Source organism: Clavibacter phaseoli (genome assembly GCF_021922925.1).
In the GTDB taxonomy this organism is placed as follows: domain Bacteria; phylum Actinomycetota; class Actinomycetes; order Actinomycetales; family Microbacteriaceae; genus Clavibacter; species Clavibacter phaseoli.
The window spans coordinates 1,696,619-1,723,496 of record NZ_CP040786.1 but is presented as its reverse complement, the minus strand read 5'-3'; the positions used below and the strand labels follow the sequence as shown (position 1 = coordinate 1,723,496).

General features: G+C 74.0%; 26 protein-coding genes and 1 tRNA gene. 19 read left to right on the top strand and 8 right to left on the bottom strand.

What is annotated here, in order from left to right; translation table 11 throughout:
• The first annotated feature begins 114 nt into the window (after positions 1-114).
• The 4 genes from FGI33_RS08060 (at position 115) to FGI33_RS08045 (ending at position 4,540) form a co-directional block, all read left to right on the top strand.
• Positions 115-723, top strand: a complete 609-nt coding sequence (locus FGI33_RS08060) for a hypothetical protein (protein WP_119434553.1) — start codon at positions 115-117, stop codon at positions 721-723.
• A gap of 68 nt (positions 724-791) precedes the next feature.
• Positions 792-1,430 carry a hypothetical protein gene (locus FGI33_RS08055; protein WP_119434554.1) on the top strand — a complete coding sequence of 213 codons (639 nt, stop codon included), beginning with the start codon at positions 792-794 and terminating at the stop codon, positions 1,428-1,430.
• 2 nt (positions 1,431-1,432) lie between these two features.
• Entirely contained in the window at positions 1,433-3,028 is a 1,596-nt protein-coding gene (locus FGI33_RS08050) for a CpaE/TadZ family protein (protein WP_237581610.1), read from the top strand.
• Between the two features lie 9 nt (positions 3,029-3,037).
• Positions 3,038-4,540: a sensor histidine kinase gene (locus FGI33_RS08045; protein ID WP_119434752.1), complete on the top strand. Its 1,503-nt coding sequence runs from the start codon at positions 3,038-3,040 to the stop codon at positions 4,538-4,540.
• A gap of 93 nt (positions 4,541-4,633) precedes the next feature.
• Here FGI33_RS08045 and FGI33_RS08040 read toward each other — a convergent pair whose 3' ends face one another.
• The gene (locus FGI33_RS08040) at positions 4,634-4,882 is read right to left on the bottom strand and encodes a WhiB family transcriptional regulator (RefSeq protein WP_012037746.1); all 249 of its coding nucleotides are present in this window, start codon (positions 4,880-4,882) and stop codon (positions 4,634-4,636) included.
• 245 nt (positions 4,883-5,127) lie between these two features.
• Here FGI33_RS08040 and FGI33_RS08035 point away from each other — a divergent pair, with 245 nt between their 5' ends.
• The gene (locus FGI33_RS08035) at positions 5,128-5,559 is read left to right on the top strand and encodes a hypothetical protein (protein WP_119434751.1); all 432 of its coding nucleotides are present in this window, start codon (positions 5,128-5,130) and stop codon (positions 5,557-5,559) included.
• A gap of 16 nt (positions 5,560-5,575) precedes the next feature.
• On the opposite strand, the gene bcp is transcribed toward FGI33_RS08035, so the two are convergent.
• Positions 5,576-6,055: a thioredoxin-dependent thiol peroxidase gene (gene bcp, locus FGI33_RS08030; protein WP_119434750.1), complete on the bottom strand. Its 480-nt coding sequence runs from the start codon at positions 6,053-6,055 to the stop codon at positions 5,576-5,578.
• Positions 6,056-6,208: 153 nt separating this feature from the next.
• Between bcp and FGI33_RS08025 the strand changes: the two genes are divergently transcribed.
• The 5 genes from FGI33_RS08025 to FGI33_RS08005 all read left to right on the top strand — a co-directional run bounded on the left by FGI33_RS08025 (position 6,209) and on the right by FGI33_RS08005 (position 8,869).
• Positions 6,209-6,284 (top strand) — tRNA-Lys (locus FGI33_RS08025).
• A gap of 275 nt (positions 6,285-6,559) precedes the next feature.
• On the top strand, positions 6,560-7,054 hold the full coding sequence (locus FGI33_RS08020) for a CarD family transcriptional regulator (RefSeq protein WP_012298114.1): 495 nt from the start codon (positions 6,560-6,562) through the stop codon (positions 7,052-7,054).
• Between the two features lie 122 nt (positions 7,055-7,176).
• On the top strand, positions 7,177-7,407 hold the full coding sequence (locus tag FGI33_RS08015) for a hypothetical protein (RefSeq protein WP_119434749.1): 231 nt from the start codon (positions 7,177-7,179) through the stop codon (positions 7,405-7,407).
• A 148-nt stretch (positions 7,408-7,555) separates the two neighbouring features.
• Entirely contained in the window at positions 7,556-8,380 is an 825-nt protein-coding gene (locus FGI33_RS08010) for an HNH endonuclease family protein (RefSeq protein ID WP_237581608.1), read from the top strand.
• Positions 8,381-8,488: 108 nt separating this feature from the next.
• Positions 8,489-8,869 carry a hypothetical protein gene (locus FGI33_RS08005; protein ID WP_119434758.1) on the top strand — a complete coding sequence of 127 codons (381 nt, stop codon included), beginning with the start codon at positions 8,489-8,491 and terminating at the stop codon, positions 8,867-8,869.
• A 9-nt stretch (positions 8,870-8,878) separates the two neighbouring features.
• Here the strand turns inward: FGI33_RS08005 and FGI33_RS08000 are convergent, their stop codons facing one another.
• Positions 8,879-10,411 (bottom strand): amino acid permease, encoded by a 1,533-nt coding sequence (locus FGI33_RS08000; RefSeq protein ID WP_119434757.1) that lies wholly within the window; start codon positions 10,409-10,411, stop codon positions 8,879-8,881.
• A gap of 96 nt (positions 10,412-10,507) precedes the next feature.
• Here FGI33_RS08000 and FGI33_RS07995 point away from each other — a divergent pair, with 96 nt between their 5' ends.
• On the top strand, positions 10,508-11,074 hold the full coding sequence (locus FGI33_RS07995) for a hypothetical protein (RefSeq protein ID WP_119434756.1): 567 nt from the start codon (positions 10,508-10,510) through the stop codon (positions 11,072-11,074).
• Positions 11,075-11,117: 43 nt separating this feature from the next.
• Here the strand turns inward: FGI33_RS07995 and FGI33_RS07990 are convergent, their stop codons facing one another.
• Both FGI33_RS07990 and FGI33_RS07985 read right to left on the bottom strand, forming a co-directional pair.
• The gene (locus FGI33_RS07990) at positions 11,118-12,446 is read right to left on the bottom strand and encodes an MFS transporter (protein WP_119434755.1); all 1,329 of its coding nucleotides are present in this window, start codon (positions 12,444-12,446) and stop codon (positions 11,118-11,120) included.
• Positions 12,443-12,865, bottom strand: coding sequence for a MarR family winged helix-turn-helix transcriptional regulator (locus tag FGI33_RS07985; RefSeq protein ID WP_119434754.1), 423 nt, complete (start codon positions 12,863-12,865; stop codon positions 12,443-12,445). Before FGI33_RS07985 ends, FGI33_RS07990 begins: the two co-directional genes overlap by 4 nt.
• 186 nt (positions 12,866-13,051) lie before the next feature.
• On the opposite strand from FGI33_RS07985, the gene FGI33_RS07980 reads away from it, so the two are divergent.
• Both FGI33_RS07980 and FGI33_RS07975 read left to right on the top strand, forming a co-directional pair.
• A complete protein-coding gene (locus FGI33_RS07980) occupies positions 13,052-13,234 on the top strand; it encodes a hypothetical protein (protein WP_119434753.1) in 183 nt (60 codons plus the stop codon).
• 108 nt (positions 13,235-13,342) lie between these two features.
• On the top strand, positions 13,343-14,161 hold the full coding sequence (locus FGI33_RS07975) for an alpha/beta fold hydrolase (protein ID WP_237581606.1): 819 nt from the start codon (positions 13,343-13,345) through the stop codon (positions 14,159-14,161).
• A 63-nt stretch (positions 14,162-14,224) separates the two neighbouring features.
• Here the strand turns inward: FGI33_RS07975 and FGI33_RS07970 are convergent, their stop codons facing one another.
• A complete protein-coding gene (locus tag FGI33_RS07970; RefSeq protein ID WP_237581604.1) occupies positions 14,225-16,078 on the bottom strand; it encodes a glycoside hydrolase family 15 protein in 1,854 nt (617 codons plus the stop codon).
• Between the two features lie 57 nt (positions 16,079-16,135).
• On the opposite strand from FGI33_RS07970, the gene FGI33_RS07965 reads away from it, so the two are divergent.
• A complete protein-coding gene (locus FGI33_RS07965) occupies positions 16,136-17,518 on the top strand; it encodes a glucose-6-phosphate dehydrogenase (protein WP_119435309.1) in 1,383 nt (460 codons plus the stop codon).
• Positions 17,519-17,551: 33 nt separating this feature from the next.
• Here FGI33_RS07965 and FGI33_RS07960 read toward each other — a convergent pair whose 3' ends face one another.
• The gene (locus FGI33_RS07960) at positions 17,552-18,127 is read right to left on the bottom strand and encodes a hypothetical protein (RefSeq protein ID WP_237581602.1); all 576 of its coding nucleotides are present in this window, start codon (positions 18,125-18,127) and stop codon (positions 17,552-17,554) included.
• Positions 18,128-18,404: 277 nt separating this feature from the next.
• On the opposite strand from FGI33_RS07960, the gene FGI33_RS07955 reads away from it, so the two are divergent.
• Entirely contained in the window at positions 18,405-19,634 is a 1,230-nt protein-coding gene (locus FGI33_RS07955) for a mechanosensitive ion channel family protein (protein WP_237581600.1), read from the top strand.
• A gap of 58 nt (positions 19,635-19,692) precedes the next feature.
• On the opposite strand, the gene FGI33_RS07950 is transcribed toward FGI33_RS07955, so the two are convergent.
• The gene (locus FGI33_RS07950; protein ID WP_119434711.1) at positions 19,693-19,881 is read right to left on the bottom strand and encodes a hypothetical protein; all 189 of its coding nucleotides are present in this window, start codon (positions 19,879-19,881) and stop codon (positions 19,693-19,695) included.
• Between the two features lie 165 nt (positions 19,882-20,046).
• On the opposite strand from FGI33_RS07950, the gene FGI33_RS07945 reads away from it, so the two are divergent.
• The 4 genes from FGI33_RS07945 to FGI33_RS07930 all read left to right on the top strand — a co-directional run bounded on the left by FGI33_RS07945 (position 20,047) and on the right by FGI33_RS07930 (position 26,760).
• Positions 20,047-21,201: an SLC13 family permease gene (locus FGI33_RS07945; RefSeq protein ID WP_119434710.1), complete on the top strand. Its 1,155-nt coding sequence runs from the start codon at positions 20,047-20,049 to the stop codon at positions 21,199-21,201.
• An 82-nt stretch (positions 21,202-21,283) separates the two neighbouring features.
• Positions 21,284-21,862, top strand: a complete 579-nt coding sequence (locus FGI33_RS07940; protein ID WP_119402436.1) for a TetR/AcrR family transcriptional regulator — start codon at positions 21,284-21,286, stop codon at positions 21,860-21,862.
• A gap of 48 nt (positions 21,863-21,910) precedes the next feature.
• Positions 21,911-24,868 (top strand): MMPL family transporter, encoded by a 2,958-nt coding sequence (locus FGI33_RS07935; RefSeq protein ID WP_237581599.1) that lies wholly within the window; start codon positions 21,911-21,913, stop codon positions 24,866-24,868.
• The gene (locus FGI33_RS07930) at positions 24,865-26,760 is read left to right on the top strand and encodes a YhgE/Pip domain-containing protein (RefSeq protein ID WP_237581597.1); all 1,896 of its coding nucleotides are present in this window, start codon (positions 24,865-24,867) and stop codon (positions 26,758-26,760) included. Before FGI33_RS07935 ends, FGI33_RS07930 begins: the two co-directional genes overlap by 4 nt.
• The last annotated feature ends 118 nt before the right edge of the window (positions 26,761-26,878 follow it).

Here is a 26,878-nt window from a genome sequence, read left to right as displayed (position 1 = left end):
ACAAGATGTGGAGAACTGAGAGCGGATCTCAAGGAAGGGACCCAGGGTGACCCGGATGTCCGAGCCGTCCCCGCCTCCGCCCCGCTCCCTCCACCTGCCCGAGGCCGGCGACCGATGAGGTGGGAGAACCTGTTCGACGACCTCGAGGGCCAGTGGGAGACGGCGCGCCTCGCCGAGGAGCGGGATCAGCGGGCCGAGGAGGAGCGCGTCCGCGTCGCGCGCACCGTCCTGCGCGACCGCCTCCGGGCGCTCACGTCGGCGGATCAGGCCCGCCCCCTGCGCCTGTCGCTGTCGGACGGAACCTGGATCGACCTCCGCGCGAAGGTGCTCGGACGCGACTGGCTCTCGGGCGAGCTGGTGGTCCCCGGGGGCGCGACGCCGACGCGCGAGGAGCGGGCGTGCATCCTCCCGCTCGCGTCCGTCCACGCGCTCGCCCTGGACCGCGAGCAGGTGCGGTCGAGCCTCGCTCCCGTGTCCGAGCTCCCGCCCGAGCGCGGGATCGTCGACCGGATCGGGCTTCCCTTCGTCCTCCGGGACCTGTGCCGGCGCCGTGCGCGCGTCGAGCTGCGGCTCCGGGACACCGTCGTCGGCGGCACGCTGGATCGCGTCGCCCGCGACCACGTCGACGTCGCGGTCCACGAGGCGGGCACGCCGCGTCGTGAGTCGGCCGTGTCCGGGTACCGGCTCGTGCCCCTCGCGGGCATCGTGCTCGTCCGCGTCTGATCGCCTGTCGCGGACAGCATGTGGACAACGCGCGACGTCCTCTGGCGCCGTCCCCGACATTGACCGGCATGCCTCCCACCCCTCGCCCCGGGCGCTCGGCGCGCCGTCCCGTCTGGTCGGATCCCCGCTTCATCGTCGGCCTCGTCCTGGTCCTGGTGTCCACGGGCGGCGTCGTGGCCCTCCTGCGCACCGCGGACTCCTCGGTGGTCGTCATGGCCGCCGGGTCCGACCTCGACGCGGGCAGCACGGTCCACGCCGCCGACCTCGTACCCGTCCGGGTCCGCATCGACGGGGCGGCGGACCTGTACCTCGCCCCGGACTCCGCCGACGGGCTGGTCGTGACGCGCTTCGTGGGCGCCGGCGAGCTGGTCCCGCGGTCCTCGCTCTCCTCGGCGGACGCACGCACCACCGCATCCGTCGTCATCCCCACGTCCGCGGGCGCCGACCACCTCGTCGCTCCGGGGACGGTCGTCGACATCTGGGCAGCCGCGGCGAAGGGGTCGGGCACGAGCTCCTACGACGCGCCGCGCGTCATCGTCTCGGGAGCCACCGTCGCCCAGGTCATCCGGCCCGACGGCTTCGTCGCGGACCAGGACCACATGCAGGTCCAGGTGACCGTCCCCCGTCAGGACGTGGCGGCTGTCCTCGCGTCCACGGACGCGCGCGACCAGATCACGCTCGTGCCCGTCGGCGACCCGGCGGCCTGAGCGTGGCGTCCCTCATCCTCGCCCTCCCGCCCCGCGTGGAGGACGCGCTCCTCCGCGACGTCGTCGAGTCCGGCCACGCGGTCCTCGCTCGTGTGACGGGCGCCGCGGAGGTTATCGCGGCGGTGCAGGCGGCGATCGACGATCCCCTGCACCTGGTGATCTCGGCATCGCCGACGACGCTCGACCGCGACGTGCTCGCGGCGCTCGACGAGCGGGGCGCGCGAGCGGTCGCCGTCGCGTCGAGCGAGGCCGACCGACGCAACGCGCAGGCGCTCGGGCACCACGAGGTCGTGGACGAGGGCGCCGCCTGGCACGAGATCGAGGAGCTGCTGCTCACGGTGCGCCCGCTGGGGACGATCGGCGGAGCGGCGGCCGGCGTCCGACGCGCGGACGCCGTGGCCCCGCACCTGGAGATCGACCCTCAGGAGCGCGGACGCGCAGGCGACGCATCCGACCGGAACCGGCTCCCCGCCGCCGGCTCCCGACGGCCCATCCGTGGGAGCGGCGGGGGCCGCGCCGAGGGCTGGCCGCCCGCCGGACGGAGCGCGAGGGCCTCGGCAGGCACCCGGAGGGACGACGACTCGATCCGTCGAGGCCGCCCCCTGCGCGGACGGCTCGGGCTCGTACGGCGTCCGCGCGTGCCGGCTCCGGTGGTCCGCGAGCAGGAGCGGGACGACGCCGCGGCAGGACCGCAGGAGCCGAAGGGCCGCGTGATCGCCGTCTGGGGGCCGCAGGGGGCTCCGGGCCGCACGACGACGGCGCTGGCGATCGCCGGCGAGGTCGCCGCGGCGGGACGGTCCGCGGTGCTGGTCGACGCCGACGTCCACGGCGGGACGGTCGCCGCGACCCTGGGGCTGCTGGACGAGGCGCCGGGCTTCGCCGCCGCATGCCGCCTCGCCGCGGCCGACAGCCTCACGGTGGAGGAGCTGGACCGGATCGCGCAGCACCACCCGTCCACGCGGGCGCCGGGGTTCTCGGTCCTCACGGGCATCTCGCGCCCGGACCGGTGGCCGGAGCTCGCGGAGGGGCGCGTCTCCGCCGTGCTGCAGGCATGCCGCGGCTGGCGCGACTACACGGTGGTCGACGCCTCGTTCAACCTGGAGGACGACGAGGAGATCTCGAGCGACATGTTCGCGCCCCGCCGCAACGCGGCCACGCACGCGGTGCTCCGCGGCGCGGACCACGTCGTCGCCGTCGTCTCCGCCGACACGGTCGGCCTCTCGCGCTTCTTCCGCGCCTACGTGCAGCTCCTCGAGATCGTCGACCCGTCGCGCGTCTCCGTGCTCGTCAACCGGGTACGCCCGAGCGCAGGGGGCTGGGACGCGGCCGGCCAGGTGCGGCGCACCCTCTTCCGGTTCGGGAGCGTGGAGGCCGAGGCGTACGTCCCTGAGGATCGCGAGTCCCTCGACGCCGCCGTGCTCGCCGGGGCGACGCTGCGCGAGATCGCCCCGCGATCGCCCGCGCTCGTGGAGTGGTCGCGGTTCACCCGGACGACCCTCCTGTCTCCCGAGGACGCGCCCCGGAGGGCGCGTCGTGCCACGAGCGCCCGGCGTCGAGGCGGCGATGCGGCGGGGGAGGAGCGCTCCCGGCCCGCATAGGCTGTAGCCGTGTCCACGCTCAGCGATCTCGTGCATGCCCAGGGTCTGTCCTCCGACGCGGATGTCGAGTGGCTGCACCTCCTCGTCGGCGACTGGCAGCTCCTCGCCGACCTGGCGTTCGCGGACATCGTGCTGTGGGTCCCGACGGTCAGCGGCAGCTTCGTCGCGGTCGCGCACGCCCGTCCGTCGAGCTCGGCCACCCTGTTCTACCGTGACTTCGTCGGGCAGCCGATCAAGGCCGAGTGGCGCAAGCAGGTCACCGACGCGCACGAGACAGCCCGCATCATCGACTCCTCCGCGCCGGACTGGTACGAGGAGACGCCGACCCGCGTGCGGGCCGTGCCGGTGCTCCGTCGCCTGGCCCAGGGCAGCCCCGAGGTCACGGACACGCCCATCGCCGTCATCACCCGGCACACCAACCTCAGCGAGACGCGGACGCCGAGCCGCCAGGAGCTGACCTTCAACGAGTGCGCCAACGACCTGTTCGCGATGATCGCCGACGGCGACTTCCCGGACCTCGGCTCGCCGACCGGTCCGCGGCGGGGGGCGCCCCGCGCGTCCGACGGCCTGCTGCGTCTCGACGTGGACGGGATCACGACCTTCGCGAGCCCCAACGCCCTCAGCGCGTTCAACCGCATGGGCTTCTCCGAGGAGCTCGAGGGGGAGTCGCTCGCGGACGCCACGTCGAGCCTCCTCACCGGCAAGCGGCTGACGGTCGACGAGTCGCTGCCGCTGATCGTCGCCGGGCGCGCGCCGTGGCGGACGGACATCGAGTCGCGCGGCGTCACCGTCTCGCTCCGCGCGATCCCGATCCGCAGCCACGGGGAGCGGGTCGGTGCGGTCGTCCTCTGCCGCGATGTGACGGAGCTGCGGCACCAGGAGCGCGAGCTGATCACCAAGGACGCGACGATCCGCGAGATCCACCACCGGGTGAAGAACAACCTCCAGACGGTGGCGAGCCTCCTGCGGATCCAGGCTCGGCGGTCGCACACGGAGGAGGCGCGCGAGGCGCTCGGCCACGCCCAGCGCCGGGTGGGCGCCATCGCCGTGGTGCACGACACGCTCAGCGAGGGACTCAACCAGAACGTCGACTTCGACGCGGTGTTCGACCGCGTCCTGCTGCTCATCGCCGAGGTCGCGTCCGCGCACAACACCCGGGTGCACCCGAAGATCCTGGGCAGCTTCGGGGTGCTGCCGAGCGCCTACGCGACGCCGCTCGCCCTCGCGCTCACGGAGCTCGTGACCAATGCCGTCGAGCACGGCCTGGCAGGGCGATCGGGCGAGGTGGCCATCGAGGCGGCGCGCACCGAGGAGACGCTGACCGTCAGCGTCCGCGACGACGGCGTGGGCCTGCCCGAGGGCAAGGTCGGCACGGGGCTGGGGACGCAGATCGTCCGGACGCTCATCCAGGGCGAGCTCGGCGGGACGATCGACTGGCACACGCTCATGGGCAGCGGCACCGAGGTGACCATCGAGGTCCCGCTGCGGTGGCTGGCACCCGTCACGAGCTGAACCGGTCCGCGGCGGGCCGTCGACCCGGCGGACGACGAGAGCCGGGCTGCCCGTGGGCGGCCCGGCTCTCGTCGGTGGTGCGTGGTGGGTGCGTCAGCTGGCGCGGCGGGCGCGTGCGGCGCGGCGCTTGAGGGCGCGGCGCTCGTCCTCGCTGAGGCCGCCCCAGACGCCCGAGTCCTGTCCGGTCTCGAGGGCGTACTGCAGGCACATCTCGGTGACGGAGCAGCGGCCGCAGACGGCCTTGGCCTTGTCGATCTGGTCCACGGCCGGGCCGGTGTTCCCCACGGGGAAGAACAGCTCGGGGTCCACAGTCAGGCAGGCTGCCTTGTCACGCCAGTCCATAGGGGTGCTCCTCAGGTCGGTACTCGTTGCACGGCGGATCTGCCGCGGGATGGGGGTGGGGCGAGGCGTCCGGGAACCGCATCGGGACGGGGCGCGTGGCCCCTCCTCGTGAGATGCTCAGCTTCGGGAATGCGTCCCTTGTAAGCTCGGTTCCGGATCTGCTCACCACCCTGTGAACGAACTCGACCTCGAATATCGTCGCATAGAGCCAACGATCAATCAATAGCTTTGTATGGGAACGTGCTGTGACCGGAACCGGTGATGCCCTCGATCCGCGCGACTCCGCGGATCCCTCCCGCCGGACTCCCGCGGTGCTCCTGCTCGTCGTCCTCGTCGGGCTCGAGGCGCTGGGCATGGCGGGCGTCACCGCCCTCCTCGTCGTCGACCTGCTCACATCGACGCCGGCGTCGCTCGCCAGCGCGGTCGCGCTGATCGCGCTGGCCGCGCTCGCCGCCGTCTTCCTGGGCGCCGTCGTGCGCGGGATCCTGCGGGGCCGGAGCTGGGTGCGGCCGGCGGCCGTCACCTGGCAGGTGCTGCAGATCGCGGTCGGCGTGGGCAGCCTGCAGGGTGCGGACGCCCGTCAGGACCTCGGGTGGGGCCTCATCGTGCCGTCCGTCGTCGTGCTCGTGCTGCTGTTCACGCGGTCGGTGATCCTCGCCACGCGGCGTCGCGACTGAGCCGCGACGCCGGGCGTCAGGCGTCGACGCCGAGCTTCTTCCGCAGCGAGGCCACGTGCCCCGTCGCCTTGACGTTGTAGAGCGGCAGGGCCACGTTCCCCTCGCCGTCCACGACGACCGTGGAGCGGATCACGCCGGTGACCTTCTTGCCGTAGAGCGACTTCTCGCCGTACGCGGCGTAGGCGCGGTGGACCTCGAGGTCGGGATCGGACAGGAGCGTGAAGCCGAGGCCCTGCTCCTCGCGGAACCGGGCCAGGTCCTCCTGGGGGTCCTTGGAGATGCCGAGCACGCGGTAGCCGGCGGCCCGGAGCGAGTCCATGCTGTCGCGGAAGTCGCACGCCTGCGTGGTGCAGCCGGGCGTGCCCGCGGCCGGGTAGAAGTACACGATGACGTCCTGGCCACGGAGGTCCGAGAGGGTGACGGACGCGCCGTCCTGGTCGGGGAGGGTGAAGTCGGGGGCGGGCTGCCCCTTCTCGAGGCGGGCGGTCTCGGTCATGGGGGAGCCTCTCGTTCGCGGGTGTCGACGTCCATGCTAGAGCCGCCCGCGCGGCCTCCGGACGGGGACTCCACGGCCTCGATTCGCGTCCGCCCGACCGTGGTGCTAGTGTCATCTCTCGGTCCGGTACCCCGCACGACAGGGGCCTCACCTGCACCTCTAGCTCAATTGGCAGAGCAACTGACTCTTAATCAGTGGGTTCTCGGTTCAAGTCCGAGGGGGTGCACCACACGCTCCGCTTGGGGCAGCTCGTCCCGTGGCTCTCCGCCTCGATCTCGCGCGTATTCGGGCACGGGAGAACCGTGAGAGAATACCGGTCGGACCATCACCGCGGACGCCCCTAGCCGAGCGCCGCGGCGGCCGGTGATCTCGGTGCACCGGCCACGCACCACGGCCACGCCCACGGCGTGCGACGCGGAGCGGGACGTCGGCGCCCACGCGGCTGTGCATGCGCGTGCGCGACATCTCCGGCACACATCTCGAGGTATCGAAGGACAGCACTGCATGATTTTCGAAGTAGGGGAGACCGTCGTGTACCCCCACCACGGCGCCGCCACGATCACCGCGGTCAAGACCCGCACCATCAAGGGGGTCGACAAGAAGTACATCACCCTCCAGATCCACCAGAGCGAGCTGGTCATCGACGTGCCCGTCGACAACGCCGAGCTCGTGGGGCTGCGCGACGTCATCGACAGCTCCGGCGTGGAGGCCGTGTTCGACGTGCTCCGCGGCGACGTCGAGGAGGAGGCCGGCAACTGGTCGCGCCGCTTCAAGGCCAACACCGAGAAGATGGGCTCCGGCGACGTGCGCCGCGTCAGCGAGGTCGTCCGCGACCTGTGGCGTCGCGACCAGGACTCGGGCGTCTCGGCCGGGGAGAAGCGCATGCTGGCGAAGGCCCGCCAGATCCTCGTCTCGGAGCTCGCGCTCGCGCAGAAGTCCACCGACGAGGAGGCGTCCGTCGTCCTCGACGGCGTCCTCGCGCAGAGCATCTCCGCCTGACCCCTCGATGCGCGCCGCCGCGCGCATCACCGCCGACGGGCGGTCCTCCGACACCGGAGGGCCGCCCGTCGGCGCATCCGGGCGGCCGTCGGAGGACGACACGACCGGCGTAGGGTGCGAGCATGCGCGATCACCCCGAACGACCCGACCACGACGGCCCCCTCGAGCAGAACCCCCTTCAGCCCGCGCGCCGGGGACTGCGGATCTGGATCTACGTGATCGCCGCGGTCATCGTCCTCGCCGTCATCGCCTTCGCGCTCGTGCGCCTCGCGACCGCGGGGCAGAACACGCCCGGCCCGTCGTCCCTGGGCGCTGTCCTCCAGCTGGCTGCCGCCGCGCGCGCCCTGATCTGATCCGTCCGCGTCGGGCGCTCCGCCGTCCGGCGCCGCATGGCGTCCGCCTCCTCCCCACGACATCGCTGTCGTCGTCCCCCACGGCGGGTTCCACGCGCCGCGGGCGAGGTGGTCCGCAGGTGTAGCCATGCCCCGGGACGGGGGCGCGATGGACGGACAGGCACGGCGGCGCGGAGGACGACGGCGGGCGGTGCGACGCCTGCTCGCGCGCGTCCTCGGGGACAGGCGACAGGCGGTGCGCGTGCTCCTGGCGGCCGTCGCCGCCGCCATCGTGGTCGGCGCGGTGGTCGTCGGAGCGCGCGAGGCGGTCCTCGGTCCGGACGCGGGCGGCGGCCACCTCGACGCGCAGGTGCCCGACGGCGCCGTCGTGCGCGCGCTCGCGCGGGCGGGACTCGTGCGGGACGGCCGGATCGACGTGGCCGCCGCACGCGGGATGACCGACTCCATCGGGGCGGACGGGCGCGAGCGTCACCCGCGCTACGACCGCGACGCCTTCGGCCCGGCCTGGGCGGACGCCGACGGGAACGGCTGCGACCAGCGCGACGACGTGCTCGTCCGGGACATGGCCCCGGTCGCCTACGCATCCGACGATCCGCGCTGCACGGTCGTCGCGGGGCACCTCGACGACGCGTACACGGGGCACGGGATCGACTTCGCGCGCGGGCCGCGGACGAGCGCCGCCGTGCAGATCGACCACCTCGTGCCGCTGTCCTGGGCCTGGCAGCACGGGGCCTGGTCGTGGACGGACGGACGACGCGAGCGCCTCGCGACCGACCTCGACGAGCTGCAGGCGGTCGACGGCCCCACCAACCAGGACAAGTCGGATCAGGGGCCGGCCACCTGGCTCCCGCCGGACGCGGGATACCGGTGCCTCTACGTCACGCGCTTCGCCTTCATCGCGAGCAGGTACGGCCTGTCGATCGACGACGCGGACCGGGGCGCGATCGACCGCGTCCTCCTGGCCTGCTCGTGAGGGGCACCCCGGGGGACGGCGTCGGTGCGCGCGCGTACGCTCGGCTCGACGCGGCCGGGCGTCGACGCGGGCGTGGCGCACGCGTCGGACGAACCCAAGGGGATCCGCATGTGGAGCAAGCAGAGCGGCGACGCGACCGGGGCGATCAGCCCCGTGCCGGAGCACCCGCACGCCCACCCCGTGCGCGGCGCGTGGCTCGTCCGCGTCGGCGACGGACCCGCCCTCGGCTGGGTGCTGCGCCACCGGGACGACCTGGCGGCGCCCTTCACCTACGAGGTCTACGCGTGCGGCCTGGGATCCGACGGGCTGCGGGTGTGGGTCCAGCGGCGCGACAGCCTGAACGCCGCGGTCGCGTGGGTCATGCAGCACGACGCCGAGCTGCTGGCGTTCGGGCGGCGGCTGCGACCGGATCCGGCCCAGCCCTCCGCCGGGGCGCACGCGGACGCCGCCGCCCCCGTGGTCGGGGACGGCGGCGTCCGGACGAGCTGAGGGACCTCGTCAGCGCTTGCGCTGGTCGGCCGCGTCGCGCCCGGTGACGGGGAACGGGCCGGTGATGCCCTCGCGCACGCGCGCGATCTCGAGGATCCGGTCGCGCTGCAGGTACCAGCCCACCACCAGGAGCGGGATGATCACGACGAGCGACGCGACGGTGAGCGTGCCGATCGGCCAGTCGATGGCCATGAGCACGAGCACGCTGACGAGGAACGCGAGGGTGAGCCACGAGGTCACGGGCGCGCCCGGCAGGCGGAACGTGGGCTCCTGCGCCTTGCCCTGCTTCGCCCAGGTGCGCAGGCGCATCTGGCAGAGGATGATCGTGCCCCAGCCCGCGACGATGCCGAGCGCCGCGACGTTCAGCACGATCTCGAACGCCTGCTTCGGCACGAGGGCGTTCAGGCCGACGCCGAGCAGCGTGATGGATCCGGTGAGCATGATGCCGCCGAACGGCACGCCGCCCTTCGACATGACGGTCGTGAACTTGGGCGCCGACCCGTTCATGCCCATCGAGTGGAGCACGCGGCCCGTGCTGTAGAGGCCCGCGTTGAGGCTCGACATGGCGGCCGTGAGCACGACGAAGTTCATGACGGAGCCGGCGATCGCGCCCACCTGAGGCGATCCGAGGCTGGAGAAGAAGGTGACGAAGGGGCTCTGGTCGGCGCTGTAGGCCGTGTAGGGGAGCAGGAGCGAGAGCAGCACGATGGATCCGACGTAGAAGATCGCGATGCGGAAGACGACGGAGTTGATGGCGCGGGGGATGACCTTCTCGACGTCCTGCGTCTCGCCGCTGGCGGTGCCGACGAGCTCGATGGCGGCGTAGGCGAAGACGACGCCCTGCACGACGAGCACCACGGGGACGAGGCCCTGCGGGAAGACCCCGCCGTTCTGCTGGAGGACGGTCCAGCCGGTCTGCACCTCGGCGCCGCCGACCGTGACGGGGAAGCTCCACGCCAGCCACACGATGCCGACGATGAGGAAGACCACGAGGGCCGCGACCTTCACGAGCGCGAACCAGAACTCCATCTCGCCGAAGACCTTCACGGCGACGAGGTTCAGCGCGAGCACGACGGCCAGCGCGATGAGGGCGAGCAGCCACTGCGGGGCCGCGGTGAAGGCCGACCAGTAGTGCATGTAGAGCGCGACCGCGGTCACGTCGACGATGGCCGTGGTCGCCCAGTTGAGGAAGTACATCCAGCCCGCGGCGTACGCGAACTTCTCGCCGTAGAACTCGCGGGCGTAGGAGATGAAGGACCCGGAGCTCGGCCGGTGCAGGACCAGCTCGCCGAGGGCCCGGAGGATGAAGAAGGCGAAGACGCCGCAGATCAGGAAGACGATCGCGAGGGCGGGGCCCGCGGAGGCCAGGCGTCCGCCGGCGCCGAGGAAGAGGCCGGTGCCGATCGCGCCGCCGATGGCGATCATCTGGAGCTGGCGGGGTTTCAACCCGTGCTGGTAGCCTTCCTGCTCGTGGCTGAAGTCCTGCGCCACGAAATCCGGATCGGGCGTGACGGTGCTGCGGTCGCTCTCGCTTCGTGTCATCCGAATACGGTAGTGCTCCGGGGCATTCGCCCTGACACCCGCGTCGATCGACTTCCGCGGGGCAGAACACCTGTGATAGGCGCCGAGGAGGCCCGCATGGCCCGCACGCACCGTCCGGCACGCCGGGACCGATCGTGGGCGCCGGTCCTCGTGGCCGCGGCGGGAGCGCTCGTGCTCGCCGGATGCACGACGGGAGCGGCGGCACCCGCCCCCGCGACCACGGCGCCCGCCGCCAGCGCGACCCCGGACGCGGGCGCGGCTCCCGACGGCACCGCCAGCCCCGAGCCGACCGGGACGCGCGCCCCCGGCCCGCCGACCGAGGACGAGCTCGCCACCTGCTCGACGCTCGCGCAGGTGCTGCCCGACTCCACCAAGCTCGTGCAGGCGCTCGGCGACGGGAAGCAGGTGGATCCGACCCTCCTCGACCGCGTCAAGCAGGGCGACGCCGCGCTCGCCGGCATGGCCCCCGAGAACATGCAGCCGCTCGTGGCGTCCTTCTCGACGATCGTCGACGAGCTGGACGCGCTGCGCTCGGGCGCGGACACGGACGGCGCCTCGCTCGACACCGGGCAGTACCTCCGCGCGACGAGCGCCTTCCTCGACTACTGCCTCGACGACGTCGGCTACGTGCCGCAGACCGCGACGCCGACGCCCGCGCCCTGACCCCGCGTCCTGTCCCCGGCTCGGCGAGAGCGCGGTGGGCGCGTCAGGTCCGGCGCGCGACGGCCTCGTCGGCCTCGATGTCCTCGCGCGCGTCCTCGCGGCGGTCGCGGCCGTCGCCGTCGTGCGTGACGAGGAGGTGCGGCGTGCGATGGATCCGGTACGAGACGCGCAGGTGCCGGTGCAGCACGAGCCAGGCGATCGCGATGAGGGCGGCGACGATGCCGCTGGCCGCGCCCACCATGACGGCGGCGCGCGGGCCCCAGGTGTTCGCGACCCAGCCCACGATCGGCGCGCCGAGCGGCGTGCCGCCGACGAAGATCGCCATGTAGACGGCCATCACGCGGCCGCGCATGCGCGGCTCGACGGTGAGCTGGACGGTGCTGTTGGCGCTCGTCATGAGGGTCTGCGAGACGACGCCCACGATCACGAGGGCCCCGGCGAAGAGCAGGTAGGTGGGCGCGATCGCCGCCAGCCCGGTCGCGATGCCGAAGAGCGCGGCGCCCACGAACACCAGGCGGATGCGGGGCCGCTCGCGGCGGGCCGACAGGAGCGCGCCGGCGACGGATCCCACGGCGAGGCTCGAGGAGAGCAGCCCGAACTCGGTCGCCCCCTTGCCGAACTCGACGCTCGCCATGGTGGAGGTGAAGATCGGGAAGTTGTAGCCGAACGCGCCGACGAGGAAGACGATCACGAGGATCACCATGATGTCCGGCCGCCCGCCGATGTAGCGGAAGCCCTCGCGCAGCTGGCCGCGCGACCGGGTGACGCGCTCCGGCCGGCGGAGCTCGCCGACGCGGAGGCGCGTGAGGGCGATGAGCACCGCGATGAAGCTCACGGCGTTGATGAGGAAGACCCAGCCGGTGCCGACGCCCGCGATGAGCACGCCCGCGACCGCCGGGCCGATCATGCGCGCCGCGCTGAAGGACGCCGAGTTGAGCGCGACGGCGTTCGAGAGGTCGTCGTCGGAGACGAGCTCGGAGACGAAGGACTGGCGGGCGGGGGCGTCGAGCGCCGAGGCGATGCCCAGGAGGAGCGCGAAGAGGTAGACGTGCCAGAGCTCGGCGCGTCCGGAGAGCACGACCAGGCCGAGCCCGAGGCCGAGGACCGCCATGGTGCCCTGCGTGATCATGAGCACGCGGCGCTTGTCGTAGCGGTCGGCGATGAGGCCGGCGTAGGGGGAGAGCAGGAGCATGGGGCCGAACTGCAGCGCCATGACGATGCCGACCGCGGTCGCGTCGTAGCGGGTGAGCTCGGTGAGGACGATCCAGTCCTGGGCGGTGCGCTGCATCCACGTGCCGACGTTGGAGACGAGCGCTCCGGCGAACCAGATGCGGTAGTTCGGGGCGCGGAGGCTCCGGAAGACGGCGCTCACGCGGCAGCCATGCGGCCGAGGAGCGCCGCGGCCTCGCCGAGGGTGGCGCGCTCGGCGGCGGTGAGCTCGTCGAGGCGGAGGGAGAGCCAGGCGTTCCGCTGCCGGCGGGTCTCCTGCACGACCGTCCGTCCGGCGTCCGTGATGGACACCGTGACGCGGCGGCCGTCGTCGGGGGCGGGGGAGCGCTCGGCGTACCCCGACTCGACGAGGCAGTTGACCGTGCGGTTCATGCTCGGGGCGGTGACGCGCTCGATCTCGGCGAGGCGCCCGGGGCTCGTCGGCCCGTCACGGAGGAGCAGGGCGAGCACGACGAACTGGCTGTCGCTCAGCTCGTGGTCGGCCTTCTCGGCCCGCAGGCGGCGCGCGAGGCGCATGACGCCGGCGCGCAGGCTCTGGCTGAGATCGGGGGAGTCGGGCATGTGCTTAGGCTAGCTCATTAGTCCTGCTAACGAATGCGTCGGGGCATGACGGGATCCTGCGAGCGCCGCTGGCGGACATGCGCCGGGGCGCGGGCGGCCCGCCCGGGCAGGATGGGAGGACACCGCCGGCCGCGATGCACCCGCGACGACGCGGGTACGGGCCGCGCGACCAGAGGAGGCACGGACATGACCCACCACGACGGCACGGCCGACGCGCACGATGACGGCGAGAAGCTCGGCGACGACGGCACGATCCCCGCGGGCGAGACCGGCGTCGCGGCCGGCCACGACGGCGGGGATGACCACTTCGAGCCCGAGGAGGACACGCCGCACCACACGGACGAGGACGGCGACGGCGCCTCCGCCTAGCCCGCCCGACCCGGCACCCGCGGACCGCGCGGGCGCCGGGTCGCCCGCTCCCCGCGCGACGATCCGCCCGCGCGGGAGCGCCCGGGGATCCGCGTAGCCTGGATCCCCGTGGACACCGCGACCAACCCCCTCGACGGCACGCGCATCGCCTACCGGGCCTTCGGCGCCCGGCCGGTGGATGCGGATCCCCGCGACCCGGCCCACGCGCCCGTCGTCCTCGTGCACGGCACGGCCCTGTCGCAGGCGATCTGGCGCGGCTTCGGCTGGGTGCGCGCGCTGTCGCCGACGCGGCAGGTGATCACGCTCGACCTCCGCGGCCACGGGCGCAGCGACGTCCCGCACGAGCCCGCCGCCTACGCGATGGACCTCATGGTCGCCGACGTCGTGGCCGTGCTCGACGCGGTCGGCGCCTCCGCCGTGCACCACGTGGGCTACAGCCTCGGCGCGCGCGTCGGCTTCTCGCTGGCCGCCGCGCACCCCGACCGCCTCCTCTCGACGTCGAGCCTCGGCGGATCCCCGCGCAGCGGCGTGGGCGTCTTCGACCGCGTGTTCTTCCCCGGCTGCATCGACGCGCTGGAGACGGGCGGCATGCCCGGGTTCCTCGAGGCGTGGGAGCGGCACAGCGGGCATCCCGTGGACGCGGCGACGCGCGGGGCCTTCCTCGCGGACGACGCGCGGGCGCTCGCCGCCTACATGCGCGAGTCGGAGCGGGACGCGGGCGTGCCCGACGCTGTCGTCGCCGGATCCGCGGTGCCGCTGCTGCTCGTCGCGGGCACGCGCGATCCCGAGCGCCTCCGCGCGGCGCACCACGTGAAGGCGCTCCGACCGGACGCGCCGCTCGTGGAGCTCGACGGCGCGACGCACGCCGACACCCCGCGGCACCCCGACGCGCTGCCGGCCGTGGCGGCGTTCCTCGACGCGCTCTGACGCGCCGGGCGTGCGGGGCGGGGCATGCCGCGCGGGGAGCCCCGATCCGGATCCGGCTCCCGCCTACGCCCCGCCCGCCGCCTCGGCGTGCGCGAGCGCGGCGTTGCCGTCCTGGTGCGCGCGGTCGAGGTCGTCCGGGTGGGCTGCGGCCGCCGCCTCCAGGGCGTCGGCCGCCCGGACGAGCGCGAGGTGCGACAGCGCCTGCGGCACGTTGCCCGCCTGGCGCTGCCCGACGGGGTCGTACTCCTCCGAGAGGAGCCCGACGTCGTTGCAGAGGGCGACGAGCCGCTCCATGAGCGCGCGGCCGTCGGCCTGGCGTCCGGACCGCGCGTACTGCTCGACGAGCCAGAACGAGCAGGCGAGGAACGGGTACTCGCCGGCGGGCAGGCCGTCGACCCCCGCGCTCGTGTCGTAGCGCAGCAGGAAGCCCTCGTGCATGAGCGTCCGCTCCATCGCCTCGACGGTGGCGAGCATGTGCGGGTCGTCGTAGGCGCAGAAGCCGGCCTGGGCGAGGATCAGCAGCGAGGCGTCGACCTCGGTCGTGCCGTAGTGCTGGCGGAAGGCGCCGGTCGCGGGGTCCACGCCCTTGTCGAGGATCTCGTCGCGCACCCGGTCGCGCAGCTCGATCCACTGCTCCACCGGCCCGTCGAGCCCGTGGCGCTCGACGCCCTGGACCGCGCAGTCGAGCGCCGCCCAGATCATCGCCCGCGAGTGGGTGAAGTGCTGCTCGGCGCCGCGGATCTCCCAGATGCCGCTGTCCTGCCGCTCCCAGTTGTCCTCGACGAACCCGATGAGCGCGCGCTGCAGCGGCCAGGAGAACTCGGTCTCGCCGACGCCCGCGTCGCGCGCGGCCTGGAGCGCGAGCATCACCTCGCCGATGACGTCGGCCTGGTACTGCTCGAACGCGCCGTTGCCGACGCGCACCGGGCCGGAGCCCTGGTAGCCGGGCAGGCTCTCGAGGTCGCGCTCGGGGAGGTACCGCTCGCCGCTCAGCCCGTACATGATCTGCACGTCGCCCGGATCCCCGGCGATCGCCCGGAGGAGCCAGGTGCGCCACTCGTCGGCCTCGTCGTCGAAGCCGTGCGCGAGGAGCACCTCGAGGGTGAGCGACGCGTCGCGGAGCCACACGTAGCGGTAGTCCCAGTTGCGGGCTCCGCCGAACTGCTCGGGGAGGCTCGTGGTGGCCGCGGCGACGATGCCGCCGGTGTCCTCGTGCGTGAGCGCGCGGAGCACGAGCAGCGACCGGCGGACGGCGGCCTGGTGCGGGCCGGAGTGCTCGATGGAGCTGGCCCACGACTCCCACCACTCGGTCGTGTGCTCGATCGCGGCGTCGACGTCGAAGGCCGGCGGCTCGCTGCGGTGGGACGGGTACCAGGTGAGGGCGGTGTCGACCGTCTCGCCCGCGGAGACGTCGAAGGCGACGCCGTGGTGGTGGTTCGTCGCGGTGAGCTCGGGGCCGCGCACGACGACGGCGTCGGGGCCGGCCACGGCGACGAGGCGCGGGTCGTCGCCGTCGAGCTTGCGGATCCACGGGAGCGCGGTCGCGTAGCCGAAGCGCAGGCGGAGGTCGCCCTGCATCCGCACGGTGCCGCTGATGCCGCGCACGCGCCGCACGACGTCGGCCCGCCGGTCGCCCATGGACATGAAGTCGGTGACCTCGACCGCGCCCTCGGGCGTCTCCCACCTGGTCCAGAGCACGAAGGTGTTCCCGAGGTAGGTGCGCTGGGACACGGTGGCCTCGGGGGAGGCCGGGGCGAGCTTCCACGCGCCGTGCTCCTCGGTGCCGAGGAGGGCCCCGAACATGGAGGCGGAGTCGAAGCGGGGAAGGCACAGCCAGTCGATGGAGCCGTCGCGGCCGACCAGCGCTCCCGTGTGGCAGTCCCCGATGAGTGCGTAGTCCTCGATGCGCATGGCCATGCGCCATGGTCCCACGGCGCCCTGACGTCTCCCTGCCGCCGCGCGTAGCCTGACGGCATGCCCGCGACCTCCACGCTCCTCATCCTCGGCGCCAGCGGCGACCTCTCCGCGCGCCTCCTCCTCCCCGGGCTCGGCGAGCTCCTCGCCCACCGCCCCGACCTCGACCTCCAGCTGGTGGGCGCGGGCACGGAGGAGTGGGACGACGACCGCTGGCGCGAGGTCGTCCGCACGTCGTTCGCGTCGCTCGGCGCCGAGGGCCCCGCGGTCGACCGCGTGCTCGCCGGCACGACCTACCAGGCCGCCGACGTCACGGCCGAGGCCGACCTGGAGCGCCTCATCGCCGCGTGCGATGCCGCGCCCGCCGTCTACTTCGCGCTGCCGCCCGCGGTCACGGGGAGGGCGTGCGAGGCGATGACCCGGATCACGCTGCCCGAGGGCACGTCGCTCTCGCTCGAGAAGCCGTTCGGCACCGACCTCGCGAGCTCGCAGGCGCTCAACCGCCTGCTCGCGACGCTCGTGCCCGAGGAGCGCACCCACCGGGTGGACCACTTCCTCGGCCGGTCGACCGTGCGCAACCTCCTGGGGCTCCGCTTCGCCAACCGGCTCCTCGAGCCCGTGTGGAACGCGCAGCACATCGCCAGCGTCGAGATCGTCTACGACGAGCAGCTCGCGCTCGAGGGCCGGGCCCGCTACTACGACGGCGCCGGCGCCCTGGCCGACATGATCCAGAGCCACCTGCTGCAGGTGATGGCCGTGTTCGCGATGGAGCCGCCCGCCACCACCGACGCGCGCGACATCCGCGACCAGAAGGCGCTCGTGCTGCGGGCGACGCGGGCGTGGGGCGGCGACCCGGTGGCGTCGTCGCGTCGCGCCCGCTACTCGGCGGGCGACGTGGAGGGCCGCGAGCTGCCGGCCTACGCCGACGAGGCGGGCGTGGATCCCGCGCGCGGCACGGAGACGCTCGCGGAGATGACGGTCGAGATCGCGAACTGGCGCTGGGCGGGCGTGCCCTTCCGGCTGCGCTCCGGCAAGGCGATGGAGGACCACCGGCGCGAGATCGTCGTGACCTTCCAGCCCGCGCCGCACGTGCCCACCGGGCTCACGGGCGCCGGGGAGCCCGACCGGATCCGCATCCTCATCGCCCCCGACGAGCTGCACCTGGAGCTCAACGTGAACGGCCCGGCCGACCCCGACGTCATCGACCGCGCCGAGCTCGTCACGGCGTTCGACCCGGGCGACCTGCCGCCCTACGGCCAGGTGATCGACGGCATCCTCGCGGAGGACGAGAGCCTCTCGGTGCGCGGGGACACCGCCGAGGAGTGCTGGCGCATCGTCGAGCCCGTCATCACCGCGTGGCGCGCGGGCGACGTGCCGCTCGAGGAGTACCCGGCCGGATCCGCGGGGCCGTGGGACGGCCCGCAGGTGGCGCCGAAGGGCTGAGCGGAGCCGCGCCGCGCGGCTGGTCGCCGTCGCCTAGGCGCTGCGCACGGCGCGGAGCACCGCGGGGACGCGGCGCGGGTCGCCGGCCAGCTCAGCGAGCGCGTCGTCGAGCGGATCCTCGTCGAAGACCGCGAGCTCGCGGGCGACCGCGTCCTGCCGCGCCGCGGCGTCGCGATCCGCGGCGTCGCGATCGGCGGCGTCGCGCTCGGCCGAGCCCGTCGCGCGGGCGTCCTCCAGCGGGAGGCCGGCCGCGGCGGGGGAGGCGCCGAGGGCGAGCGCCACGTCGCGCGCGATGTGCGCGGTCATGAGCTCGTCGAAGAAGCCGGCCGTCGTGTCGGGCGTGCGGCGCACGAGCGCCCACGCGCCGTCGGGGCCGAAGTGGTGCGCGAGCGCCGCCTGCACGATGAGGGCGAGCGGGCGGAGGTCCGGATCGGCCGCGGGGCCCGCGTCGACGGCGTCGGCCCGGGGTGCGGCGGGCGCGTCCGGGTCGGCCTTGTGCGCGGGCACGTGGGTCGGCCTGACCGGGCCGCCGTGGAGCCGGGCGGCGATCGCGGCGAGCTCTCCCGTGGCGAGCGAGACGGCGGGTGCGGCTGCGGGATCCCGCTGCACCGGCCTCGCATCGGTCGCGGCAGGCGCCGCCTCGGTCGGGACGGACTTGCCTCTGCGCCACCGGAACATGATCCACGGCCTCCCCGATCGCACCGCCGCGATCGGGACCATCCTCGTGCGCGACACGCCCGGGCGGACCCGCGACACGCCGGGGATGCCGGGGCGGGGGCGCCGCGACGCGCCCCCGGCAGCCCCCCGCGCGCTGCCCGCCGCCCAGGAGCGCCTGCGAGACTGGACGCCCGGGACAGCGCGGTCCGCCCGACCCCCTGGAGGATCCGTGGACCTGCCCGCCCTGCTCGCCGTGCCCGCCGTCGCCGTGACCGTCACGCTGCTCGCGGCCGTTGCCGCCGCCCTCGTCGTGACCGCCGTGGTCGCCCTCGTCGTCCGCGTCATCGCGCGCCGCCGCGAGTGGGCGGCCCGCCTCGTCCGCCGCGCCCGACGGCCGTTCCGCGTGCTGCTCGTGGTCGTGGCGGTGTGGATCGCCCTCCGCGCCTCGGTCGCGCCGGGCGAGCTGCGCGACGGCCTCGACCACCTGCTGCACGTGATCACGATCGTCGCTGCCGCCTGGCTGGTGTGCGCGCTCGCCATCTTCTTCGAGGACCTCGGGCTCAGCCGCTACCGCGTGGACGTGGCCGACAACCGGGTCGCGCGCCGGGTGCGCACGCAGGTGCTCATCATCCGGCGGCTCACGGTGGTGGCGATCGTTGTCGTCGCGATCGGCGCGATCCTCCTGACCTTCCCCGGCGCCCGGGCCGCGGGCGCGAGCGTCCTCGCGTCCGCCGGGCTCGTCTCGATCGTGGCGGGCCTCGCCGCGCAGTCGACGCTCGCCAACGTGTTCGCCGGGATGCAGCTCGCCTTCAGCGACGCGATCCGCGTGGACGACGTCGTGATCGTCGAGACGGAGTGGGGGCGCGTGGAGGAGATCACGCTGACCTACGTGGTCGTCCACATCTGGGACGACCGGCGGATGGTGCTGCCGTCGACCTACTTCACGACGACGCCGTTCCAGAACTGGACCCGCACCAAGTCCGAGCTCCTCGGCGCGGTGGAGCTCGACCTCGACTGGCGCGCGACGCCCGCGAACATGCGCGAAGAGCTCGACCGGGTGCTCGCCACGACCGACCTCTGGGACGGCCGCGTCTCCGTGCTGCAGGTGACGGACGCGGTCGGCGGCTTCGTACGGATCCGCGTGCTCGTCTCCGCCGTCGACGCGCCCACGCTGTTCGACCTCCGCTGCCTGGTGCGCGAGCGCCTCGTCGCGTTCCTTCACCAGCACAGCCCGCAGTCGCTGCCGCGCACGCGCGTGCAGATGGTGGACGCGCACGAGCGCGACGACGCGTCGCCGGCCCGACGGGGCGCGCCGGAGACCGAGCCGACGGGCCTGTTCTCGGGCACCGCGCAGGGCGACACGCGCGCGGGACTGTTCACCGGACCGATCTCCACGGTGCCCGCGGAGGAGCGCATCGACCTCGAGGTCGACGGCGACCGCTGGCGCACGCGGGACTGACGTCACGCACGGATGACGCGCACGCCCGGGCGGGCGTGCGCGTCACGTGGGGGAGCGGCTAGTTGCCGATCTGCCCGTCGCGCGAGTCCTCGATGACGGTGCCGATCGCGATGGCCACGGTGATGGCCCAGCTGAGCCACATGAGGCCGAGCTTCCAGTCGCGCGGACCCCGACGGGTCGTCTGCATGGTGCTCCAGCCGCCCACGAGGGCGCTGAGGACGCTGCCGTTCAGGATGTACTTGCGCATGACACCTCCCAGTGTGCTTCCACGGTACCGGGATCCGACCGCCGCGACCGCCGCGTCCGGCGCACGACCGCCGGGGGCGGCCTCCGCGGCGTCCCCTTTCCGCATGGGGTGCGGACTCCCTGCGGCCGATGAGTACAGTGATCGCGGATCAGACAGGAGGCGCCCGTGCGCACAGCCCTCATCGGGGTGGTGCTCCTCGTCGTCGGCGCCGTCGCCGTGGCCACCGGAGCCCTCCCGCTCGACGACCTCGGCGTGCTGTACGAGCGGGTCTGGCCGATCCTCCTCTTCGTGGTCGCCATCACCGTGGTCACCGAGCTCGCCAGCGAGGCGGGGCTGTTCACCTGGATCGCCGAGCGCGCCGCGGGCCTCGGCCGCGGGCGCACGTGGGCCCTCTGGCTCGCGACCGTCGTGCTCGCCTGCCTCTGCACGATCTTCCTGTCGCTCGACACCACGGCCGTGCTGCTCACGCCCGTGGTCGTCGTGCTCGCGCGGCACTGCGGGCTGCCGCCGCTCCCGTTCGCGCTGACGACCGTGTGGCTCGCGAACACCGCGTCGCTCCTGCTGCCCGTCTCCAACCTCACCAACCTGCTCGCGGAGCACGAGCTCGGCGGCCTGGGTCCGGCCGGCTTCGCGGCGCTCACCGTCGCGCCGGCGCTCGTGGCCATCGCGGTGCCCGTGCTCGCGATCCTCGTGATCCACCGCAGGGACCTCTTCACGCGCTACGAGGTCGGGCCGCCGACCGCGCCGACCGACCGCGTGCTGCTCGTGGGCAGCGCCGTCGTGGTGGGGCTCCTCGTGCCGGCGCTCGTCTCGGGAGTCGAGGTGTGGATCCCCGCGCTCGCCGCGGCCGTCGTGCTCGCGATCCTCACGGCCGTCCGCCGCCCGCGCGTGCTCCGACCAGGGCTCCTGCCGTGGCAGCTCGTGGTGTTCGCGTCGGGTCTCTTCATCGTGATGGAGGCGGCGCAGTCGCTCGGGCTCACCGCGGTCATGGCCGCGATCTCCGGGCAGGGCCAGGACGCGGCCTCCCTGTTCCGGCTCGCCGGCGTCGCGACGCTCAGCGCCAACGCCGTCGACAACCTGCCGGCGTACCTCGCGCTCGAGCCGGTCGCGGGATCCCCGGAGCGCCTCGTCGCGATCCTCGTGGGCGTCAACGCCGGCCCGCTCATCACGCCGTGGGCCTCGCTCGCGACGCTGCTCTGGCACGAGCGGCTCGTGAGCATGGGCGTCCACATCAAGTGGTCGCGCTACGTGCTCCTGGGGCTCGTGGTCGCGCCCCTCACGGTCGGCCTCGCGATGGCTGCCTTCGTCCTCACGCGCTGATCGGGCGCTCCCACCTGCCAGGAGGCTGGCAGTCTGACCGATCGTGCAGGAGCTGACCGATCGGTCGACATAGGCTCTCCGCGTGACCCGAACACCCCGCGCCTCCGCGAGCGACGAGCTCCGGCCCATCGCCGCCGCCCGCTTCGCCCGCGACGGCTTCCAGGCGACGTCGCTCCAGCAGATCGCCGACGAGGCGGGCTACTCGAAGTCGAGCGTGCTCTACCACTTCGCCTCCAAGGAGGCGCTCCTCGACGCCCTGCTCGAGCCGACGATCGACGCGCTCGCCGAGGTCATCGACCGGGCCGACTCGATCCGCGGCGACGCCGACGCCCGACGCCAGTTCGTCGAGCGCTTCATCGACTTCCTCCTGCTGCACCGGCACGAGGTGGCGCTCTTCATCACGCAGGGCCGCTCGCTCGGGCACCTCGCCGTGATCGAGCGCGCCAACGACCTCGTGCGCGCGCTCGGCGAGACCGCCGGCGCGCTCGACAGCACGCTCGACCAGCTGCGCTTCGGCGTGGCGCTCGGCGGCGCAGCGTACATCCTCGCCGCGAGCGACGACTGGTCCACCAACGAACCGCTGCCCGACGACGAGATCAGGGCCGCTCTCGTCGTGGTCGTGGGGGAGCTCCTCGCCCCCCTCGGCACCCGCTCCGCCTGATCCCCGCTCCGCCCCCGCACGTCCCCACGCAAGGAGAGCCACCCGCCCATGGCCACGCTTCTGTACCGGCTCGGCCGGATCTCGTTCCTCCACCCGTGGCGCGTCGTCGCCGCGTGGATCCTCGTCCTCGGCATCCTGCTGGGCGGCGGCCTCGCGCTCGGCGGGAAGACCCAGGAGTCGTTCTCCATCCCGGGCACCGAGTCGCAGGAGGCCATCGACCGGCTCGCCGCCGTGTTCCCGCAGGCCGCGGGCGCGAGCGCGCAGATCGTGACCGAGGCGCCCGCGGGCGCGAAGGTCACGGACGACGCGGAGAAGGCGGCCATCGAGGCGACCGCGACGGCCGCGGGCGAGGTGCAGGGCGTCACGACGGCGCTGTCCCCGTTCTCCGAGTACGCGACCGACGCGGTCTCCGACGACGGCACCGTGGCGATCACGACCGTGCAGTTCGCCGGGCAGAGCGACCAGGTGACGACCGCCACGCTCGACGCCCTCAGGGAGTCCGCGCAGGCGGCGGAGGACGCGGGGCTGACGGTGTCGTTCGGCGGCCAGGTCTTCCAGGACATCCACTACGGCGTCACCGTGACCGAGGCGTTCGGCGTGCTGTTCGCGGGCCTCGTGCTCGTGCTCACCTTCGGGTCGATGCTCGCGGCGGGCCTGCCGCTCATCGGCGCGCTGGTCGGCGTCGCGGCGTCCGCGGGCGCGCTGCTGGCCGCCTCCGAGTTCGTCACGGTCTCGAGCGCGTCACCGCTGCTCGCGGTGATGATCGGCCTCGCGGTCGGCATCGACTACGCCCTCTTCATCCTCATGCGGCACCGCACGCAGCTCGCCAACGGCATGCCCGTCGAGCGCTCGGCGGCGACCGCCGTGGCGACGGCCGGCAGCGCCGTGATCTTCGCGGGCGTGACCGTGATCATCGCGCTGCTCGGGCTGCTCGTGGTCCAGATCCCGTTCCTCACCGTGATGGGCCTCGGCGCGGCGTTCGCGGTGCTGCTCGCGATGGGCGTCGCGACCACGCTGCTGCCGGCCATGCTCGGCTTCGCGGGGGAGCGCCTGCGGCCGAAGGAGGGCTCGCGGGCCGCGCGCCGTGCGACGGCCCAGGCAGCGGGGACCCAGCGCACGCTCGGCGCGCGCTGGGTGAAGATCGTCACCAAGGTGCCGATCATCCCCGTCGTGATCGTCGTCGGCATCGCCGGGCTGCTCGCCGTGCCCGCGTCGCAGCTCCAGCTCGGGCTGCCGAGCGGGGCGACCGACCCCGCCGGATCCACCAGCCGCGTCGCGTACGACACCGTCTCCGACGCCTTCGGACCCGGACACAACGGGCCGCTCGTCGTGCTCGTCGACATCACGCAGACCACCGACCCGATCGGGGTGCTCGGGGACATCGGCGACGAGATCCGCGGGCTCGACGACGTCGCCTTCGTCGGTGCGGGCACGCCGAACCCGTCGGTCGACACCGCGATCATCCAGGTCGTGCCGGACAGCCCGCCCGAGTCGGCGGAGACCACGGCGCTCATGCAGTCGATCCGCGACCTCGCGCCCGGCCTGCAGGACCGCTACGACACGCGCGTCTCCGTCACGGGCACGACCGCCGTGCAGAACGACATCTCGCAGCGGCTCGACCAGGCGCTCGTGCCGTTCGGCATCGTCGTGGTGGGGCTCTCGATCGTGCTGCTGATGATCGTGTTCCGGTCGATCTTCGTGCCGATCAAGGCCGCCGTCGGCTTCCTGCTGAGCGTCGTCGTCTCCTTCGGCACCGTCGTGCTGATCTTCCAGGACGGCCTCTTCGCGGACGCGCTCGGCGTGACGCCCGGCCCCATCCTCAGCTTCATGCCGATCCTGCTCATGGCGATCCTGTTCGGCCTCGCCATGGACTACGAGGTGTTCCTCGTCTCCGGCATGCGCGAGGACTTCGTGCACCACGGCGACGCGAGGCGCGCCATCGTCACGGGGTTCTCGGGCGCCGCCCGGGTGGTCACGGCCGCCGCGCTCATCATGTTCTTCGTCTTCGCGGCCTTCGTGCCCGAGGGCGCCGGCGTGATCAAGACCATCGCGCTCGGCCTCGCGGTCGGCATCTTCTTCGACGCCTTCCTCGTGCGCATGACCCTGGTGCCCGCCGCCATGGCGCTGCTCGGGAAGCGCGCGTGGTGGATCCCGCGCTGGCTCGACCGGATCCTGCCGGACGTCGACATCGAGGGCGAGGGCCTCCGCGAGCACCAGGACGACGTGGACTGGGCGCACGCGTCCGGCGCCGCGGTCGCGGCCGAGCGCCTCGTCGTGGGCGTGCCGGGTCGCCGGCTCGCGCCCGTCGACCTGAGCGCCCCGGCCGGATCCCTCGTGCTCGTCGAGGGCGAGGTCGCCGACCGGCGCCTCCTCGGCGCGACGCTCGGGGCCCGGCTCGCGCCGCTGTCCGGCCGCGCGCACGTCGTCGGCCACCCGCTCGCGTCGGAGGCGGGCCGCGTGCTCACGAGCGTCGCGATGGCCGACCTCGGCCGCGTCGACCGGGTCGACTCCGGCGTGACGGTGGGGGACCTCCTCGCCGAGCGCATCGAGCTGTCCGAGCCGATGGGCCGCCGCCGCGGGGCCCGAGCCCGGCAGGAGGAGTGGCTCGCCCGCATCGACCAGGCCGCCGACGCGGCGGGGGCGCGGCGCATCGGCGCCGACGACCCCGTCGGATCGCTCCTGCCGCTCGAGCGCGCCATCGCCCTCACCGCCGTCGCCGCCGCGGGCCGCGCGCCCGTGCTCGTGCTCGACGTGGTGGATCCGTTCCCGGACGCCGCGGCCGAGCGCGCGTTCCTCGCCGCCCTGCCCGCCCTCGTGCACGCGAGCACGACCGTCCTCCTGGGCGCGCCGTGGTTCCCGGACGAGCACGGGATCCCGGGCCGCCCCACCGTGCGCCTCCGCCTCGCCGCTGGCGACGCGCCGGCGGACGACGCCCCGGCCCCCGGCGGCGCCACCGACGCCGACATCGACCAGCCCGTCACGACCGGCAAGGAGACCCGCCGATGACCACCCGCTCCGTACGCCGACGGCTCGCCGTCGCCCTCGTCGCGATCGTGCCCCTCGCGGTCGCCGGCCTCTTCATCGGCTCGCTGTCGGACGTCGCGACGGGCGTCGAGCGCGTGCCCGCCGCCATCGTCAACCAGGACGAGATCGTGCAGCAGAAGGCCCAGGACGGCACCGAGTCGCCCGTGCTCGCGGGCCGCCTGCTCGTCACGCAGCTGACCAGCGACGACAACCAGGCATTCGACTGGACCATCACGAACGCCGACGAGGCGCAGCGGATGCTCGACGACGGCGAGGTCTACGCCGTGCTCACGGTGCCGAAGGACTTCTCCGCGTCGATCGTGTCGCTGTCGACGGACGCCCCGAAGCGCGCCGAGATCAGCGTCACGACCGACGACGCGCACGGCTACCTGACGGGCGCGGCCACCCAGGCCGTGGGCGTCGGCATGACGAGCGTGTTCGGCAACGCGATCACCTCGCAGTTCGTCTCCGGCATCTACACGACCTTCGGCGGCCTCAAGGGCTCGCTCACGGACGCGGGTGCAGGGGCCGACGAGCTGGCCGACGGAGCCACGCAGCTCTCCTCGGGCGCGACGACGCTCGGCGACGGGATCACGCAGCTCGGCGACGGCGTCGGGCGCTCGCAGCAGGGCGCGTCGCAGCTCGCGGACGGGCTCGGCACCTACGCGGCCGGCGTCTCCCGGCTCTCCTCGGGGCTCGACCAGCTGCAGACGGGCGCCGCCGGGCTGTCGCAGGTCTCCGACGGCGTCGGGCAGTACGCGGGTGGCGCCGGGCAGATCGCGGCGCAGGTGCAGGGGCTCCGGCAGCAGCTCGCCGCCGACCCGCAGACCGCGCCGCTCGCCGCGCAGCTCCAGCCGCTCGAGCAGGGGCTCGACCAGTACGCCGCGCAGGGGCAGGCCCTCGCGTCGCAGGCGGCCGCCGGGATCCAGGGCGTGCAGCAGGGCATCGGGCAGAGCGCGTCCGGCGCCGCGCAGCTCGCGGCCAACGGCGGCGCGCTCGTCTCGGGCGCCCGCCAGCTGAGCGACGGCCTCGGCCAGCTGCGCGCCGGCACCACCTCGGCGGCGACGGGCGCGGGCGACCTCGCCACCGGCGCGGACGCGCTGTCGTCCGGCGCGACCGAGCTCGGCACCGGGCTCACAAAGGGCGCGGAGCAGATCCCGTCGCTCGACGCCGACCAGGCGTCGCAGGCGTCGGGCGTCGTCGCGGACCCGGTCGGCCTCACGGTCGAGCGCGAGAACGAGATCGGCAGCCCGGGCGACGCCATCGCCGCGATCTTCGTGCCCATCGGCCTCTGGCTCGGCGCGTTCGCGACCTTCCTCGTGCTGCGTCCGGCCGCCCGCCGGCTGCTCGCCTCCTCGGCCGCGACCGGCCGCGTGATGGGGCGCGTGCTCGCGCGCGCCGCCCTCATCGCGCTCGCCCAGGTCGTGCTGCTCGTCGCGCTCGTGCACGCCGCGCTCGGCCTGTCCCTCGCGCTGCTGCCCGCCACCCTCGGGTTCGCCGCCGTGACCGCGGCGGCCTTCACGGCGATCCACTACCTGCTCCGGCAGGCGTTCGGCCGCGCGGGACTCGTGGTGTCGCTGATCCTCCTGGCCATCCAGGCCGCGGCGATGGGCGGCGTCATCCCGCTCCAGCTCGTGGCGGCGCCGTTCCAGGCGATCAGCCCGTTCCTGCCCCTGACCTACGCGGCGTCGGGCATGCAGGCGATCATCGCGGGCGGCGCCCCGGGCGTGGCCTGGGGCTCGGCGGGCGTGCTCGCGGTGGCCCTGCTGCTGAGCCTCGCGGTGTCGTACCTCGTGACGCGGCGGTCCCGCCGGGCGCGCAGCCTCGGGCTGGTGCCGGGCGCGGCGCCGTCCTCGGTGGCCGTCGCCGTGTGACGTCCGCGGCGACCGGCCGTCGTCGGCCGGTCGCCGCGGCGCGGTCCGTGCACACTCGGGCGCACGCCCGCCCGCGCGCCCGTATCTTGATGAGAACCATTCTCAGAAAGCGGGCACC

What these genes read in the sequence shown, in the direction of transcription:
- FGI33_RS08060 (WP_119434553.1), top strand. Translation starts at nt 115, where the DNA reads ATGAGGTGGGAGAACCTGTTCGACGACCTCGAGGGCCAGTGGGAGACG.
- FGI33_RS08055 (WP_119434554.1), top strand. Translation starts at nt 792, where the DNA reads ATGCCTCCCACCCCTCGCCCCGGGCGCTCGGCGCGCCGTCCCGTCTGG.
- FGI33_RS08040 (WP_012037746.1), bottom strand. Translation starts at nt 4,882, where the DNA reads ATGGACTGGCGTGACAAGGCAGCCTGCCTGACTGTGGACCCCGAGCTG.
- bcp (WP_119434750.1), bottom strand. Translation starts at nt 6,055, where the DNA reads ATGACCGAGACCGCCCGCCTCGAGAAGGGGCAGCCCGCCCCCGACTTC.
- FGI33_RS08020 (WP_012298114.1), top strand. Translation starts at nt 6,560, where the DNA reads ATGATTTTCGAAGTAGGGGAGACCGTCGTGTACCCCCACCACGGCGCC.
- FGI33_RS08015 (WP_119434749.1), top strand. Translation starts at nt 7,177, where the DNA reads ATGCGCGATCACCCCGAACGACCCGACCACGACGGCCCCCTCGAGCAG.
- FGI33_RS08010 (WP_237581608.1), top strand. Translation starts at nt 7,556, where the DNA reads ATGGACGGACAGGCACGGCGGCGCGGAGGACGACGGCGGGCGGTGCGA.
- FGI33_RS08005 (WP_119434758.1), top strand. Translation starts at nt 8,489, where the DNA reads ATGTGGAGCAAGCAGAGCGGCGACGCGACCGGGGCGATCAGCCCCGTG.
- FGI33_RS08000 (WP_119434757.1), bottom strand. Translation starts at nt 10,411, where the DNA reads ATGACACGAAGCGAGAGCGACCGCAGCACCGTCACGCCCGATCCGGAT.
- FGI33_RS07995 (WP_119434756.1), top strand. Translation starts at nt 10,508, where the DNA reads ATGGCCCGCACGCACCGTCCGGCACGCCGGGACCGATCGTGGGCGCCG.
- FGI33_RS07985 (WP_119434754.1), bottom strand. Translation starts at nt 12,865, where the DNA reads ATGCCCGACTCCCCCGATCTCAGCCAGAGCCTGCGCGCCGGCGTCATG.
- FGI33_RS07980 (WP_119434753.1), top strand. Translation starts at nt 13,052, where the DNA reads ATGACCCACCACGACGGCACGGCCGACGCGCACGATGACGGCGAGAAG.
- FGI33_RS07970 (WP_237581604.1), bottom strand. Translation starts at nt 16,078, where the DNA reads ATGGCCATGCGCATCGAGGACTACGCACTCATCGGGGACTGCCACACG.
- FGI33_RS07965 (WP_119435309.1), top strand. Translation starts at nt 16,136, where the DNA reads ATGCCCGCGACCTCCACGCTCCTCATCCTCGGCGCCAGCGGCGACCTC.
- FGI33_RS07950 (WP_119434711.1), bottom strand. Translation starts at nt 19,881, where the DNA reads ATGCGCAAGTACATCCTGAACGGCAGCGTCCTCAGCGCCCTCGTGGGC.
- FGI33_RS07935 (WP_237581599.1), top strand. Translation starts at nt 21,911, where the DNA reads ATGGCCACGCTTCTGTACCGGCTCGGCCGGATCTCGTTCCTCCACCCG.
- FGI33_RS07930 (WP_237581597.1), top strand. Translation starts at nt 24,865, where the DNA reads ATGACCACCCGCTCCGTACGCCGACGGCTCGCCGTCGCCCTCGTCGCG.